The following is an 18102-nucleotide window of genomic DNA, read 5'->3' on the forward strand; positions in this document are numbered from 1 at the left end:
CCAATGGAAGCTGGAGAGGGCAATCGACATGATCAGGAAATTCATCACTGCCGGGTTCGCCCTGGCGCTTTCGGCATCCTCCTCGCTGGCCGCGACCGAAATCACCTGGTGGCACGCCATGGGCGGTGAAGTCGGGCAGAAGCTCGAAGAAATCGCCAAGAAATTCAATGAGAGCCAGACCGACTACGTCGTGAAGCCGGTCTACAAGGGGACCTATCCGGAGACGCTGACGGCAACGATCGCCGCGTTTCGCGCCGGCGAGCAGCCGGCCATCGCGCAGATCTTCGAGGTTGGTACCGGAACGATGATGGCCGCCAAGGGCGCCGTCTATCCGGTTTACAAGCTGATGGCGGATCAGGGAGAGCTCTTCGAGCCGGCTTCCTTCATCGCGCCGGTGGTCGGCTATTATACCGACATCGAGGGTAACATCCTCTCCATGCCCTTCAACTCCTCGACGCCGATCCTTTATTACAACAGGGACGTGTTCAAGAAGGCCGGCCTCGATCCGGAGGTTGCCCCAAAGACCTGGGCGGAAGTCGAGGACTTTTCCCGGAAGATCGTGACTTCCGGCGCGGCGAAGTGCGGCTTCACCAGTGCCTGGATCACCTGGATTCAGACGGAGAATCTTTCGGCCATTCACGATCAGCCCTTCGGCACCCTGGAAAACGGCTTCGGCGGTACCGGAGCGGAGTTCACCTTCAACGGCCCGGTCCAGGTTCGGCATTGGGGCAACCTGAAGAAATGGGCCGACGAGGGCCTGTTCCAATATGGTGGCCCCGCCGGCGGCGACGATGCCGCGACGAAGTTCTATGCCCAGGAATGCGCTATGACCATGAACTCGTCGGCTGGCCGCTCTGGCGTCATCAAGAACGCCAAGGACTTTACGCCCGGTTTCGCGCCGCTTCCCTATTACGACAACGTCACGAAGGAGCCGAAGAACTCGATCATCGGCGGTGCGACGCTCTGGGTTCTCAACGGCCAGAGTGACGATGTCTATAAGGGCGTCGCGAAGTTCTTCACCTACCTGTCTGAGCCACAACTCCAGGCCGATTGGCACCAGTACACGGGCTATCTGCCGATCACCAACGCGGCCTATGAGCTTGGTCGCAAGCAGGGATATTACGAAAAGAATCCCGGTTCCGAGATCGCGCTTGGACAGATCACCCGCGGCACGCCCTCGGCGAACTCGAAAGGCGTGCGTTTCGGCAATCTGACCCAGGCCCGCATTATCGTGGACGAGGAGTTCCAGGCGCTGCTCGCGGGCAGCAAGGATGCGCAGCAGGCGCTCGATTCCGCTGTTCAGCGCGGCAATGAACTGCTTCGCGAGTTCGAGGCGGCCAACTGAAGCACGGTGGCAAACGGGAGAAGCCGGCAGTCGCCGACTTCTCTTCGTTTTTCCAGTCGATGATGGCGCCTCCGCGACAGGTCAAGAAAGACGACGCATGGACACGAAACGCACGATCTTTCCGAACCGAATGCTGCCCTATCTGCTTCTGGCACCGCAACTCGCCATTACGTTGGTGTTCTTCATCTGGCCGGCGGGACAGGCGGTGAAATCCTCCTTTGAGCGGGAAGATCCGTTCGGGCTGTCGGCCAGTTTCGTCGGCTTCACTCATTATGCCCGGCTTCTGCAGGACCCGCTCTATCTCGGCTCGCTCGGGCGCACGGCGGTTTTCGCCATCGCAGTGACTGTGCTTTCCATGGCGCTGGGCCTAGTCTTCGCGGCGGCGGTCAATCGTCTGGTCAAAGTCGGACGCGTCTACACCACGCTGCTCGTCTGGCCCTACGCCGTGGCGCCGGTCATCGCCGGCCTGCTCTGGTGGTTCCTGTTCAATTCGACGACGGGCGTGCTCGCTTATTTTCTCGGTCAGATCGGCATAGGATGGGACCATAATCTGAACGGCACGCATGCGATGATCCTGATCATCATCGCTGCCGCCTGGAAGCAGATTTCCTATAACTTCCTCTTCTTCCTCGCCGGGCTACAATCCGTGCCGCATTCGCTGATCGAAGCGGCGGCGATCGACGGCTCCGGTCCGGTCAAGCGTTTCTTAACGATCGTCTTGCCGCTCCTGTCCCCGACGACCTTTTTCCTGTTCATCGTCAACGTGAACTACACCATGTTCGATACCTTCGCGATCGTCGACGCCACCACCGGGGGCGGTCCGGCTCAGGCGACTAATATCCTCGTCTACAAGGTCTATGGCGACGGCTATCTCGGCCTCAATCTCGGCTCGTCTTCGGCGCAGTCGGTGCTCTTGATGCTGATCGTCGCCGTGCTCACCGTCATCCAGTTCCGCTATGTCGAGCGGCGCGTCCAGTATTGAGGAGCTGCGATGGTCGAAGATCGCCCATTTCTAACCTTTCTGACGCATCTGGTATTGATTGCCGGCGTCGTCCTCGTGGCCTTTCCGGTATACGTCGCTTTCATCGCCTCGACACATACACGCGAGGCCCTGGTCGGCGGCATGATTCCGCTCATGCCCGGCGGTCACCTGATCGAGAACTATACGCAAGTGCTGACCAGCAGCTCCGCCGCCAACGGTCTGCCATCCTATATGCTGATGGCGCTGAATTCGCTCGGCATGGCGCTGATCATCACCTTCGGCAAGATCGCGATTTCGATCATATCGGCTTATGCGATCGTCTATTTCCGCTTTCGTTTCCGGCTTCTTGCCTTCTGGATCGTCTTCATCACGCTGATGCTTCCGGTCGAAGTGCGCATCATTCCGACCTACAAGGTGGTGGCCGATCTGGGAATGCTCAATTCCTACGCCGGTCTCACCGTACCGCTGATCGCCTCGGCAACCGCCACCTTTCTCTTCCGGCAATTTTTCATGACGGTGCCTGACGAACTCATGGAAGCCGCGCGGGTCGACGGTTCCGGACCATTGAAATTCTTCCGCGACATCCTGCTGCCGTTGAGCCGCACCAATATCGCCGCCCTTTGCGTCATCCTCTTCATCTACGGTTGGATCCAGTACCTTTGGCCGCTGCTCGTGACCACCGACCCCAGCTATTACACCTTGATGATGGGGCTGAAACGCATGGTCGCAGTCCAGGACGGCGAGGTCCAGTGGCACCTGGTCATGGCCGGCGCCATCCTCGCGATGCTGCCGCCGGTTCTCGTTGTCATCCTCATGCAGCGCCTCTTCATCCGGGGCCTCACCGAAACGGAGAAGTGACATGGCTGCCATCGAAATCGACGCGGTTCGCAAAATATATACCGGCGGCGTAGAGGCGGTGAGATCCGTTTCGATCGATATCGACGACGGAGAATTCATCGTGCTCGTCGGGCCGTCCGGCTGCGGCAAATCAACGCTCCTGCGCATGGTCGCGGGGTTGGAAACGATCAGCGCCGGCACCGTCTCGATCGGCGGTCGCGTCGTCAATGCCGTCGAACCGGCCGAACGCGACATCGCCATGGTCTTCCAGAATTATGCGCTCTATCCGCACATGACCGTCTATGAAAACCTCGCCTATGGTTTGAAGAACCGGAAGACGCCGAAGGCCGAGATCGAAGCGCGCGTCGCGGAAGCTGCGCGCATGCTGGAGATCGGAGCCTATCTCGACCGCAAGCCGCGCGCTCTCTCGGGCGGCCAGCGCCAGCGTGTCGCCATGGGGCGCGCGATTGTCCGTAAGCCCGCCGCCTTTCTCTTCGATGAGCCTCTGTCGAACCTCGACGCCAAGCTGCGGGTTTCCATGCGCGGCGAGATCAAGCGGCTGCAGAAGCGCCTCGGCACCACCTCTCTCTATGTCACCCACGATCAGCTCGAAGCGATGACACTCGCCGATCGGCTGGTCGTGCTGAACGGCGGCCGGATCGAGCAGATCGGCCGGCCGCTCGATGTCTATCACGCCCCCGCCTCGACCTTTGTCGCAAGCTTCATCGGCTCGCCCGCAATGAACCTCGTCAAAGGCGTTCTCGAAGGTGGGCGCCTGCATGTCGGCACGCATATGATCGATCTCGACTATCCGGCGCCGGCGGAAGGGCCGGTGACGGTGGGGCTGCGGGCAGAGGATTTTCGCCTCGCTGCCGTTGGCGAAGAGGCATTGCTGTTTCGGGTCGACTATGTGGAGGAACTGGGCGCGCAGCGGCTGGTCCACGGCATGCTCGAGGATCAACCGCTGACCATCGCACTGGCGCCGGAAGTGCCGCTGTCGGATGAGCTTGCCATCACGATTGCGACCGATCGTCTGCACTTCTTCTCGACGGACACGGGAAAGAGACTGTACCGGCAAAGCGGGTCGGCGGTGAAGCCGGCCGTTTCGCGCCTCGAAGGAACGCATCTCGAGCCGACCTCGTGATCGAAGCGCGCAATTTGAGGGGACGACGGCGCTTCGGATTGCTGGCAGCCGGCTGCGCCGCGCCCGGACGCAATGGTCTCCCTGCTCCTTGCCTAAGTGCGTCGCGCATTCTACATGTTGCGGACTTTTCTGCCGCGGCGCACCTCTCGAACGAATTTCGATTTAAGGGGTTATGTGGCTGAATATCCAATCAGGAATGAAAAGATGGCAAGTATCGTCAATGTCGGGGTCCAGATGGACCATGTGTCGGGCATCACCATTGCGGGCGACTCGACCTTTGCCATGAGTCTCGAGGCGCAGGCCCGCGGCTATCGCCTGTTCCACTACACGCCCGACAAGCTCTCGCTGCGCGACGGCAAGGTCTATGCGACCGTGCAGCAGATGACGCTCCGCGACGTCAAGGGCGATCACTTCACCCTTAACGAGCCGCAGCGGGTCGATCTTTCGACCATGGATGTCATCCTGCTTCGCCAGGATCCGCCCTTCGACATGGCCTATATAACCTCGACGCATCTGCTCGAGCGCCTGCATCCGAAGACGCTTGTCGTCAACGATCCCGCTTGGGTCAGGAACTCGCCCGAGAAGATTTTCGTCACCGAATTTCCCGACCTGATGCCGAGGACGTTGATCACCCGCGACGCAAACGAGATCGCGCGCTTCCGCCAAGAAATGGGCGACATCATCCTGAAGCCCCTCTACGGTAATGGCGGTGCGGGCGTGTTCCATTCCTCGCGCGACGACCGTAATCTTTCCTCGCTCTTGGAAATGTTCAGCCAGATGTTTCGCGAGCCCTTCATCGCGCAGGAATACCTGCCGGCGGTCAGAAAAGGCGACAAGCGCATCCTGCTCGTCGACGGCGAGCCGGTTGGCGCCATCAATCGCGTTCCCGCCGAACATGACTCGCGCTCCAACATGCATGTAGGCGGGCGTGCGGAGGCGACCGAACTTACCGCACGGGAGCGGGAAATCTGCGCCCGCATCGGCCCGGCATTGAAGACGCGTGGCTTCCTTTTCGTCGGCATCGACGTGATCGGCGACTACATGACGGAGATTAACGTCACCTCGCCGACGGGCATCCGCGAGGTCAAGAGGTTTGGCGGCGCCGATGTCGCGAGCCTCCTCTGGGATGCTATCGAAAAGAAGCGCGTCGAGCCCTCGTCCTGAGGCAGGAGGTCGTCTCTTCTTTGAGGCGGCATACCTGTTTGTTCTATTATTGTTCTTGTTTTTAAGCGTGAACCGTGCAAGATTTGCCGCTGCAACCGGCGGCGGTTGTGGCGGTCCGTCAGCGATCCGCCGGCACAAGGGGGCATCATGGTCGCGCGCGTCAGTACGGTTGCGTTTCAGGGTATAGAGGGCGTGCCGGTCGACGTGCAGGTGATGGTCGCGCCGGGAAAGGTCGGCATGCAGATCGTCGGCCTGCCGGATAAGGCGGTCGCCGAAAGCCGCGAGCGCGTGCAGGCGGCACTCCATGCATCGGGCCTGGCGCTGCCGGCAAAGCGGGTCACGGTCAATCTCGCGCCCGCCGATCTGCCGAAGGAGGGCAGCCATTTCGATCTCGCCATCGCGCTTGGGCTGATGGCAGCGCTCGGCGCTATCCCGGCAGATGCGCTCTCCGGCTATGTGGTCATCGGCGAGCTCAATCTCGACGGCACGATCGCCGCAGTCGCCGGCGCGCTCCCGGCGGCGATCGGCGCCAACGCGCTCGGCAAGGGGCTGATCTGCCCGGCTGAGAGCGGCTCGGAGGCGGCCTAGGCCGGGTCGGAGATCGATATATTGGCGCCGCGCAGCCTAATCGCCATCGCCAATCATTTTCGCGGCACCCAGGTGTTGTCACGTCCCGAACCGGCTGTCCGGGCGGCGGCAGCCAACCTGCCGGATCTCGCCGATATCAAGGGCCAGGAAAGCGCCAAGCGGGCGCTGGAAGTCGCGGCGGCTGGCAATCACAATCTCCTGATGGTCGGCCCGCCCGGTTCCGGCAAATCGATGCTCGCCGCGCGCCTGCCCTCCATTCTGCCGCCGCTGTCGCCGGCCGAACTTCTAGAAGTCTCGATGATCCATTCCATCGCCGGACAGCTGGCGGGCGGCAAGCTCTCCGACCGGCGGCCGTTCCGCGCGCCGCATCATTCCGCGACCATGGCGGCGTTGATCGGCGGCGGCCTGCGAGCCAAACCCGGCGAGGCGTCGCTCGCCCATCACGGCGTTCTGTTCCTTGACGAGTTTCCGGAATTTCCGCCGCAGGTGCTCGATGCGCTGCGTCAACCGCTCGAGACCTCGGAATGCGTCATAGCGCGCGCCAACCACCGTGTCAGCTATCCGGCGGCGATCCAACTCGTCGCCGCGATGAATCCCTGCCGCTGCGGCATGGCCGGAGAACCCGGGCGCACCTGCGCGCGCGGGCCCCGTTGCATGACCGACTATCAGGCGCGGATTTCCGGACCTTTGATGGACCGCATCGATATCCGGATCGACGTCCCGGCCGTCAGCGCCGCCGACTTGATCCGCCCGGTCGCGGCCGAGCCGAGCGCCGCGGTTGCCAAGCGTGTCGCCCGCGCCCGGGCGCTGCAGGCGGACCGCTTTGCCAGCCGCGGCCATCCGGAACTGACGAGCAACGCCCGCTGTTCGACGGCGATGATCGAGAAGATCGCCGAGCCCGATGCGTCTGGCTTGCAGCTCCTGAGAGATGCGGCGGAAAAGCTCAAGTTTTCAGCGCGCGGCTACCATCGCGTCTTGAAACTCGCCCGCACGCTTGCAGACCTCGATGAGGCGCCGACGGTCGGCCGTATTCATCTCGCCGAAGCGATTTCCTACCGCATCGCCGGAGAACGCCTGCCCGCTGCGGCATAGGGTTTTCCGCCCGTGAGAACTCGGACGAGGGGCAAAGCCTTGCGGCGGCCCTGCGTCTGCAAAGCGGTGCGGCGCTGTGATATGGTGCCGCAGCGAGGTGGTCATGACAAAAGAACCGGCCAGCAGACGGACGGACTCCGCATCACGGATCGTCAAGGCCTCGCCGCCAACCGTCTATCAGGCGCTGCTCGATCCCGAGGCGGTGGCCAAATGGCTGCCGCCCGAGGGTATGAAAGGTGAGATCTACAGGTTCGAGCCGTGGGAAGGCGGGGCCTATCGCATGGCACTTGTCTATGAGGAGCCGGACCATCGGACACCCGGGAAAACCAGCGGGCACGCCGATCTTGTCGCGGGGCGCTTCGTGCAGTTGATCCCGGACGAACGCGTCGTGCAGCAGGCGGAATTCGAATCCGATGATCCCGCATTTGCCGGTACGATGACCATTATCTGGGCACTTGAGCCCGCTTCGGATGGGACATTGGTGACGGTGATCTGCGAGAACGTGCCCCCTGGCATTTCGCGGCAGGACCACGAGGCAGCTTTGAGCTCGACACTCGCAAATCTCGCTACCTTCACCGAATGACAGCGGAGGCGGTTGGCTACCAGCCGCCGCTATCTCGCGTCATTTCTCGGCTTGACCCGATTGGCGCCCGCTGTCCTCTCCGTCGTCGTCCTCGGGGTCGAGCCGAGGCTCCATTCACAAGCGAAATCCGGCGCCAGGAGCTCGTAAGATCGCGGGAACGCATGCTTGCGCGCGGATCCTCGGGTCGGGCCGAGAATGATGACGGAGAGAGAAATGCTCTCGGCTATTTCGCAATGTCCGTATAAGCGGCGAACTGATCTCGACGCGGTTTATCGACGATTGAAAACCAGTTTAGAGCGGAATGAGAAAAAGTGTGTACGGCTTTCCGCCCGCATCCCGTTCTAAAGTATTGGAATCGGTCATACTTAGGGGTTGATTTGATGCAACGATTTTGGCGATCCACATGGACTCGCACGTTCCCTCTGCGCCTGCGGCAAGAACGAAAAAGGCGCCTCGAAGCGCCCTTTGTTGTCATCGGAACAGGTCTTGGAGTGCCGTGCGTCCTTTCAGACGCACAAACATCGCTGTAACGCTTTGAATCACTGCATGGCTCTGTCCTTAAACCGGTTCCGACTAAGGAATCATGCAGTGGCCTGGGCCCCTAGCCCTTCGAAGAGCACCGTCGAAAGATAACGCTCGGCAAACGAAGGAATGATGACGACGATGTTTTTGCCGGCATTTTCCTCGCGCTGGCCAATCTCGATCGCTGCTTTCAGTGCGGCTCCGGCGGAAATGCCGACCGGAACGCCTTCAAGCCTAGCGATAAGGCGCGCAGCCTCCACGGCCTCACCGCTGTTGACCGTCACGACCTCGTCATAGATCGTCGTGTCGAGGATCGCCGGCGCGAAGCCGGCGCCGATGCCCTGAATCTTGTGCGGGCCAGGGGTGCCGCCAGAGAGAACCGGCGATTCCTCGGGCTCTACAGCGATGACCCTGATCGACGGCTTGCGTGATTTGAGCACCTGGCCGGCACCGGTGATCGTGCCGCCCGTGCCGATGCCGGAGACGAGGATATCGACGCTTCCGTCGGTGTCGTTCCAGATCTCCTCGGCCGTCGTCCTGCGATGAATTTCGGGATTGGCTGGATTTTCGAACTGTTGCGGGATGATCGCGTCCGGCAATGTTTCGACCAATTCCTGCGCCTTGGCGATCGCTCCTTTCATGCCCTTGGCGCCCTCCGTCAGCACCAGTTCGGCGCCAAGCAGCGCGAGCATCTTGCGCCGCTCGACCGACATCGTCTCCGGCATGGTGAGGATCAGCCTGTAGCCTTTGGCGGCCGCGACGAAGGCGAGAGCAATGCCGGTATTGCCGGAGGTCGGTTCGATGAGCGTGGTGCGGCCGGGGGCGATTTTGCCCTGCGCCTCGAGCGACTCGATCATGGCGACACCGATGCGGTCCTTGACCGAACCGATCGGATTGAAGAATTCGAGTTTGGCGAGAAGATTTGCCTTCACGCCCTTCTCTTTGGCGAGCTTGTCCAGCCGCACGATGGGCGTGTCGCCGATCGTTTCGGTGATCGAGGAAAAGATGCGGCCGCGGCCGGGCTTGCGCGCTTCAGACATTTCGATGCTCCCTTCATCTGAAATCGTTGCCGCGAGAATAGGCACAATGACCAGCCGCTTCCAGAGCGGTATGGTCGCGGACATAGGCCGCTGGAGGAAAAAACGGTTGTAGAACCGTTACTTGGGAAATCTTTTTTCAAGTCGCGCGTGTGGCGATATAGACGGCCGTTCCAGCAAGGATTCCGGCTGCAGCGCGGTTCAATGCCTTGAGCGTTGTCGGCCGCTTCAGCAGTGTCCGCGCGCGCGCCGCAAGCAGCATGTAAGGCAGGAGCACCGCAAGGAGCACGAGAGAGGTCGCCGCGAGCAGCAGGCCGTATTCCTCGGCGCCGATCGCCGTAAGATCGATCAGCGTCGGCACCAGCGCGATATAAAACAGCATCGTCTTTGGATTGCCGAGGGTCACCATCAGACCCGAGAGGAAGGACATGGCCGCACTTGCCGATTTTCGTGCCTGAATGTCCTGTGGAAGCAGGCCGGCACTCCAGAGCTTCCAGGCGATATAACTGAGATAGAGCGCGCCGGCGATCTTCACGACCAGAAAAGCGGTCGTGAAGGTTTGCGCGATGAAGGCAAGCCCGAGCACCACCGCCGTCAGATAGAGCATGTCCCCGAGGATCAGACCGAGGCCCATGAAAAAGGTCTCGCGAAAACCGGACCCGAGCGCCCGCGCCACGATCGCCGTGATGCCGGGACCTGGAATGACCGCGGCGATGAAGAGGGCGCCGCTATAGGCGATAAGGGCTGCAAGCGTCATGACGTATCTCCCCTGACATCAAAATCATGTCTACCCCATCGCCCCGCGGAAATCCAAGCGGATGGCAGCGAAAATGTTCGCGGTGAAATTGTGCGGGTGACAACATCGGCATTGCCGGGTGCAAAGGAAAAATACACTTTCCTGGCAGGAGCAATTCCGCTGCTATGGGACCGCATCATGCCTGAAACACACAGTCTCCTGGCCTTCGCCCTGATTGCGCTCGGCATGGTGCTGACGCCCGGACCGAACATGATCTATCTGATCTCCCGTTCAATCTGTCAGGGCCCCGCAGCCGGTCTGATCTCGCTTTGCGGTGTCGCACTCGGTTTCGTTTTCTATATGGTTTTTGCGGCCCTCGGCATTACCGCCCTGCTTTTGGCGGTTCCCTTCGCCTATGACGCGCTGCGCTTTGCCGGTGCTCTTTATTTGGTTTATCTCGCCTGGCAAGCCGTCAGGCCGGGTGGGCGCTCGCCTTTCCAGGTGCGCGACCTGCCCAAGGACGGGCCGCGCAAGCTCTTCGCGATGGGGCTCATTACCAACCTGCTCAACCCGAAGGTGGCCGTTCTCTATTTTTCCTTATTGCCGCAGTTCATTCATCCCGAGGCGGGAAACGTGCTCCTGCAATCGCTCGTTTTCGGCAGCGTGCAGATCATGATCAGCATCACCGTCAACGCCTTGATCGCGGTGACGGCCGGGGCGATCGCTGCCTTCCTCGCCGGCCGGCCCATCTTCATGCTGGCGCAGCGTTGGCTGATGAGTACCGTCCTTGTCGGCCTCGCCGTCAGCATGGCCGCCGAGGCTCGTCGCTAGAACGGGCTTACTCGAACACGGGGCGCATGAAGCTGCGCTCGTAGCTGACGATGCAATGCGTCTCCTCGGCGAAGGCGAAGGCCGCCCGGCATTCGGGATCCGCGGCCATCTTTTCGCGATAGGCCTCATAGGCGGCCAACGAGGGAAAACTGAAGAGGGCTAGCGCGATGTTGTTCGCGCCCTCGTGCGGCATGAAATAGCCGTGATGGCTTCCGCCGAGCCGGTTGACCAGAGGAATCCAGAGTCTCGCGTATTGCTCGAATTCCGCGGGCTTGTAGGGGTCGATGACGTATTTCAGATAGCAGGTGATCACGAAGCGCTCCCTTCGGTTTCACGCTTGATAGGCGAAATCGATCGAAGGCTCCAGCCGAGATTCATACCGGCGGCAGCCAGCAGGATGGCGGCTGAGCCGGCGATCTGTACCGGCTGCAGTTCATGGCCGAAGGCGAGGCGGTCGACCAGGATCGCGGCGATCGGATAGATGAAGGAGAGGGCGCCCGTTATATGCGTCGGCAGCTTCTGGATCGCCCCATAGAGCAGGATGTACATGATTCCGGTGTGAAGCACGCCGACGGTGATCAAAAGGGTCCACTGCAAGCCGCTCTCAGGCAGCGGCGTGGCGAGTGCGAAGGGCGCCAGCATGACGGCTCCGGTGATCACTTGGATCAGAGCGATCAGATGCGGCGGGGTGCCCATGAGAAGCTTGGTGATGAGAGCGGCGACGGCATAAAAAAAGGCTGCCCCGAGGGAAAGCGCGACGCCGGCGAGATAGTGGCCGGGCTCGAAGCCGCCGGCCGGCTTGGCGGCGACAATCGCCATCATGCCGGCGAAAGAGACCGAAAGCCAGAAGAGCTTGGTAATAGTGATCCGGTCGCCTAGGAAGACTGCGCCTAGACCAAGAAGCATGAAGGGCTGTGTATTGTAGACCATCGTCGCGATCGAGATCGAAGCGCGCGAATAGGCCGCAAAGAGCAGCAGCCAGTTGACGACGATCGCCACGCCGCCGAGCGCGGAAAGGACGATTATCCTTCCCCGAAGGTGGCGCAGGTCGATGAGACCGTACATCGCTGCGAGGACGGCGAGGGTCACGGCCCCGAACACGCAGCGCCAGAAGACGACACCCGCCACCGGTTGCCCGGACATCAGCACGAACCAGCCGATCGTTCCCGAGATCAGCATCGCGGCGCTCATCTCGATGCTTCCGCGTCTTGTCTCATTATCCATCGCCGTCATCCTTCCTGAGTTGTTGGAAGAATAATCGGATAGTTTCCGGCATGATATGGATTATGAGAGGAGTTTGCGGTATGTTACCTAATTATGGAAGGCACTTTGGCGTTTATGACTTATGGGGTTGTTGGTGCTTGACGAAGTGGATCGCCGGATTTTGGAGATTCTCGCGGTTAACGCGAGAGTGTCTCTGAAGGAACTCGCGCTGGAAGCGGGACTCTCCTCGCCAAGCGCCGCCGAGAGGTTGCGCAAGCTGGAAGAGCGCGGCGTGATCAACGGATTTACCGTCTCGGTAAATCCTGCCCGGCTGGGCTATCCGCTGCAGGCGGTCGTCCGCGTCCGGCCGATGCCGGGCATGCTGCACATCGTCGAAAGGCTTATCCAGGAGACGCCAGAGATCGTCGAGTGTGACAAGATCACGGGCGACGACTGCTTTGTGGCCAGGCTCCTGGTCCGTGACATGGAGGAGCTAGACACGATCCTCGACCGCATTGCCGAAAAGGCGCAGACCAATACTTCGATCGTCAAATCAACGCCGGTGAAGCGCCGCCTGCCGCCGCTTACTTAGAACCGGTCGAGCCGAAGCCACCCGCTCCGCGCGCCGTCGCCGTTGCGCTGTCCGATTCGCGGATGGTGGCTTGCGTCACCGGCATAATGATCATCTGGGCAATGCGCATGCCGCGTTCGACGATGAAATCCTGCTCTCCGAGATTGACGAGCAGAACCTTCACCTCGCCGCGATAATCGCTGTCGATGGTTCCCGGCGTGTTGAGGCAGGTGATGCCATGCTTGAAAGCGAGGCCGGAGCGAGGCCGCACCTGACCCTCGTAGCCGGCCGGAATTTCGAAGATGAAACCGGTAGGCACCAGCATACGGCCGCCTGGCTTAATCACAATCGGTTCGTCCGCCGGCACGGCAGCACGCAAATCCATGCCGGCGGCACCCGACGTCTCATAGGCCGGCAGATCGAGATCCTGCGCATGCGGCAGGCGGACAAGCGTGAGGGCAGGGCGATTTTCAGAGGCGTGCATGGTCATTACGTCATAAGCATCGTCGGCTTTGCCGCAGTCAATTGCATATTGGGTTCCGAGCCTGTAAAGACGCCGCAACTCACAGGATACTCGAATATGGCCGAAAGCATTGCCGAAGCGGTTTCCCGCCGCCGCACATTTGCGATTATTTCACACCCGGATGCCGGTAAGACGACGCTCACCGAAAAGTTGCTGCTCTTCGGCGGCGCGATCCAGCTTGCCGGCGAGGTCAAGGCGAAGAAAGATCGTATCCAGACCCGTTCCGACTGGATGAAGATCGAGCGCGAACGCGGCATTTCCGTCGTCACGTCGGTGATGACCTTCGAATACAACGACACGGTTTTCAATCTTCTCGACACGCCCGGCCACGAGGATTTCGCCGACGATACCTATCGCACGCTGACGGCGGTGGATGCGGCGGTCATGGTGATCGACGCGGCCAAGGGTATCGAGCCGCGGACGTTGAAACTGTTCGAAGTCTGCCGCCTGCGCGACATTCCGATCATCACCTTCGTCAACAAGATGGACCGCGAGAGCCGCGATCCCTTCGAGATCCTGGACGAAGTCGAGCAGAAGCTGGCGCTCGACTGCGCGCCGGTGACCTGGCCGATCGGCCGCGCGAAGAGCTTCTGCGGCACGTATCATCTCGCGACCAATGAGGTGCGCGGCGCCGACACGCAGGAGCGGCTGACCAAGGTCAACGATCCGGAAATGGCCTCGCATCGCCTGCCGGAGAACGAGCGCGACGCCTTCATCGAAGAGACGATGCTGGCAATCGAGGCCTGCAAACCTTTCGATCAGAAGGCGTTTCTGGAAGGCCATCTGACGCCGGTCTTCTTCGGTTCGGCGCTCCGGAATTTCGGTGTCCGCGATCTCATCAACGCTCTTAGCGAGTTCGCACCGCCGCCGCGCGCCCAGGTCGCCGACATCCGCACCGTCGAGGCGACGGACGACAAGATGACCGCCTTCGTCTTCAAGATCCAGGCGAACATGGACCCGAACCATCGCGATCGCATTGCGTTCGTGCGCGTCTGCTCGGGCAAGCTCGAGCGCGGCATGAAGGCTCGGCTCTCGCGCACCGGCAAGCAGATGGGGCTCTCAGCGCCGCAGTTCTTCTTCGCTTCGCAGCGCCAACTCGCCGATACCGCCTTTGCCGGCGACGTGGTCGGCATCCCGAACCACGGGACGCTCCGGATCGGCGATACGCTGACCGAGGGCGAGCCGCTCGTGTTCCAGGGCGTACCGAACTTCGCGCCGGAGATCCTTCGCCGCGTCCGGCTTGAGGACGCGATGAAGGCAAAGAAGCTGAAGGAAGCGCTGCAGCAGATGGCGGAGGAAGGCGTCGTGCAGCTCTTCTCGCCGGATGACGGTTCACCTGCGATCGTCGGTGTCGTCGGCGCGCTGCAGCTCGACGTTCTGAAAGAACGACTGCAGGCGGAATATGGCCTGCCTGTCTCCTTCGAAATGTCACGCTTCTCCGTCTGCCGCTGGGTTTCCGCCGATCAGCCAGCCGAGCTCGACAAGTTCATCGCCGCGCGCCGGGGCGACATCGCGCGCGATCTCGACGGCGATCCGGTGTTCTTGGCGCAGGACAGCTTTTCGCTTCGCTATGAGGCGGAACGCTATCCGGCGATCAAGATGGTCGCGATCAAGGAGTATCACGTCGCCAAGGCGGCGTGACACGCACTGCCCGCCGTGCCTCAAAAATCGAAGCGCGGTGCCAGGCGGTCCAATACCGCGCTCCGGGGATCGACCGCCCAGACCGTGCCTATGGCCTCGCCCAGCTGATCGGTAAGCCGCTTGATATCGGTCGGCGCGCCGGCATGCAGCGCTTCGGCGACGATCAGCACGCTTGTCGTCTCGTTGCGCACAGCCGAATAGCCGCTCTGGCGATTGGTCCAGCGCCGCGCATGCGCTCGTCCTTCCTGGTCGGCGAAAATCACCTCGTGTTCCTCCGGATGCTCGATTTCGCCCGCAAAAGTGGCGTAGGTCTCTTTCCCGGATGCATGGCGAACTTCGAGATATCCGCTCACCTTTTGTAAACCGAATACCGCGATCGGAATGGCAAAAGCGAGCGAAGCCGCGTTGCAAAGGTCGATCAGCGGATGAATTTTCGGCAGCGCTCCTTCCTTTCGGAAGCGTCTTAGAAGCGCCTCGGCGGCGCAGCGATATTGTGTCGGTTTCAGCCCCATCCGCGAGAACGCGCGCCGCCAAGCCTGTATTTCCGGGAATTCTCCCTCCGCGTTTCCCGCGAGCCGCGCCCTCGCCACTGACTCGAAACGGGCGGTATGCATGTCGACCGAAACGCCGCTGCTGCGGATGCCCCTTGCATACAGCACGCCTGCGGCGAGTTCGGGATAGTCTTTCCAGATGTCTTCTGAATGGCGGATATACATGGCGATACGTTACCAGCTTGTGGAACAGACAGAGAACATGTTACCGAAGGAGACCCGTTAGGGCTCCGCTCTCCGTCGGCGGCTCGACATTTCGGGTGCGCGAAGCGCCAGGCTAAGAACGGCAATCAGAACGAATGAGATGCCGATCAACTGGTTAGGCGCGATCGATTCCCCGAGGAAGAAGAAGGCGAGAAGAACGGCCGAAACCGGCGCGAGTGCCGTGAACACTGAAGCCTCCGTGCCGCTCACTTTCGCCAGACCCGCATACCAGAGCAGGAAGCCGCCGACCGTGGGCACAAGCGCATAATAGATGACGGCGCCGACAGCGTCGGCCGTTATGGTTGCTGTCCACGGCGTTTCGAGCAGCGCAGCTGGCGCGGCAACTGCAACGCCGAGGCCTGCCATCAAAGTCGACAATGCCAGCGGCGGAATCTCGGTTTTCAGTCGCTTGTTGATAAGGATGAACAGGCCCTCGCAGATGACTGCGCCCAAGATCAGCACGCCGCCGAAAAACGAGTGCCCGCCGCCGCCCCCGTTGAAGACAATTGACAGAACGCCGGCTGCGGCAAGCACGATCGCCAGCAGCGCGAAGCGGTGAGGCCTCTCTCCAAGGATGAGGATAGCGATCGCGGCCGAAACGACCGGGAGCGTGCCGATGATGACACCGGCATCGGCGGCCGGCGTCAGCTTGAGGCCGGAAATGAGCAATGTCGTATATCCGACGCTGCCGGCGCCAGCCTGCACGAGCAGGATGAGCCATTCGCGCGGTTGTGGTTTCGGCCACGCCGTCGCCGTGACGCGCATCGCCAGAAGCAAAAGCGGAAAGGCTATGGCGAACCGCAGCGCGGTTGCGGTGAAAGGCGATAGCCCGGAGGCTATGACCTTGCTCGCGGCCACTGTGCTGCCGACCAGCACCATCGCGAGCGACAAATAAAGATATCCCTGAAGCTGTTTCGACATTTTGCCGCCATTTCCTTCGATGAATGGCAGCAAAAAAATACGATCGCCGCTTTCTGGTCTTGAACGGAATTGCAGCTACAGCGCCGTGCGTCTTTTCAGACGCACAAAGGTCGCTGCAGCAGGCGACGTCAGTTCAGGGCTTGCGCATAGAGACCGGGAGAAAATCCGTATTTGCGCACGAAAACGCGCGTCATGTGGCTCTGGTCGGCGAAGCCGCCGGCAATCGCCGCCTCGGCGAGCGGCGTGCCTTCGGCGATCAGCCGGCGAACGATATCGATCCGCCGCTGCACGAGATAGGCATGCGGCGTCAGGCCGGTTGCCTTGGCAAACCCGCGCACCACCTGGAATCGGCTCAAGCCGCTTTCACGGGCGAGGTCGGCAAGCGTGAGCGAAGCCAGCGGATCGTCGTCTATCAGGCTCCGGGCCTTGGCGATCGACTTTGGCTCCTTGACCGGAGCACTGGATTGCGGCCCAAGACACATCGCCTCGGCGAGCAGCGTCACAGCCAGTTCCTCCCAGCGAAGCATAGCGTCGGGTCTGACCGCTGTCGCCGCAACCGCGAAAATCGCGCGGAAGCGGTTGGCAAGAGCGGCATTCCTCATAACCGGGTCGGCGAACTCGCAATTCGTTCGTCGCCCCTCACTGATGTCGCTGACGACGGCGTCGACCAGGGACGGCTCGAGGTAGAGCATCCGCCAGGAGCGGCCGGCACCGATCGGCGCGCCGTCATGGACCTCGCCCGGATTGACGGTGATCACGTCGCCCGCTTCCGCTTCGACGATCCCGCGCCCGCTCAGCGACTTTTGTGCGCCCTGGTGGATGAGGCCGATTCCGAATTGCTCGTGCGTATGCCGCGCAAAGGCATGCCCTGTAGCAGCCTCGACCACGTCGACCCCGGCCATACGCCGCGGCAGCACCTTGAAATGGCCTTTCGTCATGTTCCGTTCGCCCGCCGCTGATCTTCGTCGCCAATGGCGTTAAGCTGGTATAGCTTTTCCGCGTCTGTGCGGCAAAGCGAATTGCCGAAGCATGGGGCAAGCTCGGCCGGTGCGTCGATGAGCAGGCAAGCTTCGAAGGAGGTTGCAAATGCAATACACGGGGTGGGCCTTGAGGCGCTTGCGGATTTTGCGGGGAATGAAGCAGAGCCACGTGGCGGAGCTCCTCAGCGTGACGCAGGCGACCATGTCGCGCTGGGAGTGTGGCGTCTTGACGCCTTCCGAAAGCCAGCAGATGGCGCTTGCGCGCCTCTTCGAAACGGTCACCACGTCTTCGGCCGACGCCGCCCTCAAGCGGCTGGTCGAAACCTCGACGAGCAAGGTTCATTTGATTTGCGACCGCTCACACCGGCTGCTTGCGGCGTCGCCTGCCCGGCGATCGGAATGGCGGCGCGACATGCTCGGAACCCCGATATTTCGCTATGCCTCGCCAGAAATCCGGAAGACGGAGACCGATCTCGCGAACCTTGGCTGGCACGAAGGCCGAATGGCTTCGCTGATCGTCGACACCGGGCCGAATGCGGATGACGATGTGCCGATCGTTGCCGGCCGGGTCCTTTGGGAGCGCATGCCGCTCGCGGAGGGCGCCACGGGCCGTCTCGTTACCACGCTGACGTGATCCGGCGCATATT

Annotated in this window: 18 protein-coding genes and 1 pseudogene; 11 read left to right on the forward strand and 8 right to left on the reverse strand. The window is 61.4% G+C overall.

Annotation, left to right across the window (positions count from 1 at the left end):
- Nucleotides 1-28: 28 nt before the first annotated feature.
- The 7 genes and pseudogenes from ugpB to PYH37_RS12695 all read left to right on the forward strand — a co-directional run bounded on the left by ugpB (nucleotide 29) and on the right by PYH37_RS12695 (nucleotide 7735).
- On the forward strand, nucleotides 29-1345 hold the full coding sequence (ugpB, locus tag PYH37_RS12665; protein WP_280735300.1) for a sn-glycerol-3-phosphate ABC transporter substrate-binding protein UgpB: 1317 nt from the start codon (nucleotides 29-31) through the stop codon (nucleotides 1343-1345).
- A 97-nt stretch (nucleotides 1346-1442) separates the two neighbouring features.
- Nucleotides 1443-2327, forward strand: coding sequence for a sn-glycerol-3-phosphate ABC transporter permease UgpA (gene ugpA / locus PYH37_RS12670; protein ID WP_280735301.1), 885 nt, complete (start codon nucleotides 1443-1445; stop codon nucleotides 2325-2327).
- A gap of 9 nt (nucleotides 2328-2336) precedes the next feature.
- The gene (ugpE, locus tag PYH37_RS12675) at nucleotides 2337-3185 is read left to right on the forward strand and encodes a sn-glycerol-3-phosphate ABC transporter permease UgpE (RefSeq protein ID WP_280735302.1); all 849 of its coding nucleotides are present in this window, start codon (nucleotides 2337-2339) and stop codon (nucleotides 3183-3185) included.
- Nucleotide 3186: 1 nt separating this feature from the next.
- On the forward strand, nucleotides 3187-4308 hold the full coding sequence (locus PYH37_RS12680; protein WP_280735303.1) for a sn-glycerol-3-phosphate import ATP-binding protein UgpC: 1122 nt from the start codon (nucleotides 3187-3189) through the stop codon (nucleotides 4306-4308).
- 204 nt (nucleotides 4309-4512) lie between these two features.
- Entirely contained in the window at nucleotides 4513-5472 is a 960-nt protein-coding gene (gene gshB / locus PYH37_RS12685) for a glutathione synthase (protein ID WP_280735304.1), read from the forward strand.
- Between the two features lie 147 nt (nucleotides 5473-5619).
- Nucleotides 5620-7152, forward strand: a pseudogene (locus tag PYH37_RS12690) (YifB family Mg chelatase-like AAA ATPase).
- Nucleotides 7153-7255: 103 nt separating this feature from the next.
- Nucleotides 7256-7735 carry an SRPBCC family protein gene (locus PYH37_RS12695; RefSeq protein ID WP_280735305.1) on the forward strand — a complete coding sequence of 160 codons (480 nt, stop codon included), beginning with the start codon at nucleotides 7256-7258 and terminating at the stop codon, nucleotides 7733-7735.
- Between the two features lie 581 nt (nucleotides 7736-8316).
- Here PYH37_RS12695 and cysK read toward each other — a convergent pair.
- Nucleotides 8317-9297, reverse strand: a complete 981-nt coding sequence (cysK, locus tag PYH37_RS12700; protein WP_280735306.1) for a cysteine synthase A — start codon at nucleotides 9295-9297, stop codon at nucleotides 8317-8319.
- 136 nt (nucleotides 9298-9433) lie between these two features.
- A complete protein-coding gene (locus tag PYH37_RS12705; protein WP_280735307.1) occupies nucleotides 9434-10051 on the reverse strand; it encodes a LysE family translocator in 618 nt (205 codons plus the stop codon).
- A 177-nt stretch (nucleotides 10052-10228) separates the two neighbouring features.
- Here PYH37_RS12705 and PYH37_RS12710 point away from each other — a divergent pair, with 177 nt between their 5' ends.
- Nucleotides 10229-10861, forward strand: coding sequence for a LysE family translocator (locus PYH37_RS12710; protein WP_280735308.1), 633 nt, complete (start codon nucleotides 10229-10231; stop codon nucleotides 10859-10861).
- A 7-nt stretch (nucleotides 10862-10868) separates the two neighbouring features.
- Here the strand turns inward: PYH37_RS12710 and PYH37_RS12715 are convergent, their stop codons facing one another.
- Both PYH37_RS12715 and PYH37_RS12720 read right to left on the reverse strand, forming a co-directional pair.
- Nucleotides 10869-11174: an NIPSNAP family protein gene (locus PYH37_RS12715; RefSeq protein ID WP_280735309.1), complete on the reverse strand. Its 306-nt coding sequence runs from the start codon at nucleotides 11172-11174 to the stop codon at nucleotides 10869-10871.
- On the reverse strand, nucleotides 11171-12085 hold the full coding sequence (locus tag PYH37_RS12720) for a DMT family transporter (protein ID WP_280735310.1): 915 nt from the start codon (nucleotides 12083-12085) through the stop codon (nucleotides 11171-11173). Before PYH37_RS12720 ends, PYH37_RS12715 begins: the two co-directional genes overlap by 4 nt.
- A 133-nt stretch (nucleotides 12086-12218) precedes the next feature.
- Between PYH37_RS12720 and PYH37_RS12725 the strand changes: the two genes are divergently transcribed.
- Nucleotides 12219-12656 (forward strand): Lrp/AsnC family transcriptional regulator, encoded by a 438-nt coding sequence (locus tag PYH37_RS12725; RefSeq protein WP_280735311.1) that lies wholly within the window; start codon nucleotides 12219-12221, stop codon nucleotides 12654-12656.
- On the opposite strand, the gene dut is transcribed toward PYH37_RS12725, so the two are convergent.
- Nucleotides 12649-13119, reverse strand: coding sequence for a dUTP diphosphatase (gene dut / locus PYH37_RS12730; protein ID WP_280736025.1), 471 nt, complete (start codon nucleotides 13117-13119; stop codon nucleotides 12649-12651). The genes PYH37_RS12725 and dut overlap by 8 nt on opposite strands.
- A gap of 96 nt (nucleotides 13120-13215) precedes the next feature.
- Between dut and PYH37_RS12735 the strand changes: the two genes are divergently transcribed.
- The gene (locus tag PYH37_RS12735; protein WP_280735312.1) at nucleotides 13216-14799 is read left to right on the forward strand and encodes a peptide chain release factor 3; all 1584 of its coding nucleotides are present in this window, start codon (nucleotides 13216-13218) and stop codon (nucleotides 14797-14799) included.
- Between the two features lie 20 nt (nucleotides 14800-14819).
- Here PYH37_RS12735 and PYH37_RS12740 read toward each other — a convergent pair whose 3' ends face one another.
- The 3 genes from PYH37_RS12740 to PYH37_RS12750 all read right to left on the reverse strand — a co-directional run bounded on the left by PYH37_RS12740 (nucleotide 14820) and on the right by PYH37_RS12750 (nucleotide 17413).
- Complete coding sequence (locus PYH37_RS12740; RefSeq protein ID WP_280735313.1) at nucleotides 14820-15515, reverse strand: B3/B4 domain-containing protein; 696 nt, start codon at nucleotides 15513-15515, stop codon at nucleotides 14820-14822.
- A 57-nt stretch (nucleotides 15516-15572) separates the two neighbouring features.
- The gene (locus PYH37_RS12745; RefSeq protein WP_280735314.1) at nucleotides 15573-16475 is read right to left on the reverse strand and encodes a DMT family transporter; all 903 of its coding nucleotides are present in this window, start codon (nucleotides 16473-16475) and stop codon (nucleotides 15573-15575) included.
- Nucleotides 16476-16603: 128 nt separating this feature from the next.
- Nucleotides 16604-17413 (reverse strand): AraC family transcriptional regulator, encoded by an 810-nt coding sequence (locus PYH37_RS12750; RefSeq protein ID WP_280735315.1) that lies wholly within the window; start codon nucleotides 17411-17413, stop codon nucleotides 16604-16606.
- A gap of 148 nt (nucleotides 17414-17561) precedes the next feature.
- On the opposite strand from PYH37_RS12750, the gene PYH37_RS12755 reads away from it, so the two are divergent.
- Nucleotides 17562-18089 (forward strand): helix-turn-helix transcriptional regulator, encoded by a 528-nt coding sequence (locus PYH37_RS12755; protein WP_280735316.1) that lies wholly within the window; start codon nucleotides 17562-17564, stop codon nucleotides 18087-18089.
- Nucleotides 18090-18102 lie beyond the last annotated feature (13 nt).

It is taken from the genome of Sinorhizobium numidicum (genome assembly GCF_029892045.1).
Taxonomy (GTDB): domain Bacteria; phylum Pseudomonadota; class Alphaproteobacteria; order Rhizobiales; family Rhizobiaceae; genus Sinorhizobium; species Sinorhizobium numidicum.

What these genes read in the sequence shown, in the direction of transcription:
- PYH37_RS12755 (WP_280735316.1), top strand. Translation starts at nt 17,562, where the DNA reads ATGCAATACACGGGGTGGGCCTTGAGGCGCTTGCGGATTTTGCGGGGA.
- dut (WP_280736025.1), bottom strand. Translation starts at nt 13,119, where the DNA reads ATGCACGCCTCTGAAAATCGCCCTGCCCTCACGCTTGTCCGCCTGCCG.
- ugpB (WP_280735300.1), top strand. Translation starts at nt 29, where the DNA reads ATGATCAGGAAATTCATCACTGCCGGGTTCGCCCTGGCGCTTTCGGCA.
- PYH37_RS12735 (WP_280735312.1), top strand. Translation starts at nt 13,216, where the DNA reads ATGGCCGAAAGCATTGCCGAAGCGGTTTCCCGCCGCCGCACATTTGCG.
- PYH37_RS12740 (WP_280735313.1), bottom strand. Translation starts at nt 15,515, where the DNA reads ATGTATATCCGCCATTCAGAAGACATCTGGAAAGACTATCCCGAACTC.
- PYH37_RS12680 (WP_280735303.1), top strand. Translation starts at nt 3,187, where the DNA reads ATGGCTGCCATCGAAATCGACGCGGTTCGCAAAATATATACCGGCGGC.
- PYH37_RS12695 (WP_280735305.1), top strand. Translation starts at nt 7,256, where the DNA reads ATGACAAAAGAACCGGCCAGCAGACGGACGGACTCCGCATCACGGATC.
- PYH37_RS12710 (WP_280735308.1), top strand. Translation starts at nt 10,229, where the DNA reads ATGCCTGAAACACACAGTCTCCTGGCCTTCGCCCTGATTGCGCTCGGC.
- ugpE (WP_280735302.1), top strand. Translation starts at nt 2,337, where the DNA reads ATGGTCGAAGATCGCCCATTTCTAACCTTTCTGACGCATCTGGTATTG.
- PYH37_RS12720 (WP_280735310.1), bottom strand. Translation starts at nt 12,085, where the DNA reads ATGGATAATGAGACAAGACGCGGAAGCATCGAGATGAGCGCCGCGATG.
- PYH37_RS12705 (WP_280735307.1), bottom strand. Translation starts at nt 10,051, where the DNA reads ATGACGCTTGCAGCCCTTATCGCCTATAGCGGCGCCCTCTTCATCGCC.
- cysK (WP_280735306.1), bottom strand. Translation starts at nt 9,297, where the DNA reads ATGTCTGAAGCGCGCAAGCCCGGCCGCGGCCGCATCTTTTCCTCGATC.
- PYH37_RS12745 (WP_280735314.1), bottom strand. Translation starts at nt 16,475, where the DNA reads ATGTCGAAACAGCTTCAGGGATATCTTTATTTGTCGCTCGCGATGGTG.
- ugpA (WP_280735301.1), top strand. Translation starts at nt 1,443, where the DNA reads ATGGACACGAAACGCACGATCTTTCCGAACCGAATGCTGCCCTATCTG.
- PYH37_RS12750 (WP_280735315.1), bottom strand. Translation starts at nt 17,413, where the DNA reads ATGACGAAAGGCCATTTCAAGGTGCTGCCGCGGCGTATGGCCGGGGTC.
- gshB (WP_280735304.1), top strand. Translation starts at nt 4,513, where the DNA reads ATGGCAAGTATCGTCAATGTCGGGGTCCAGATGGACCATGTGTCGGGC.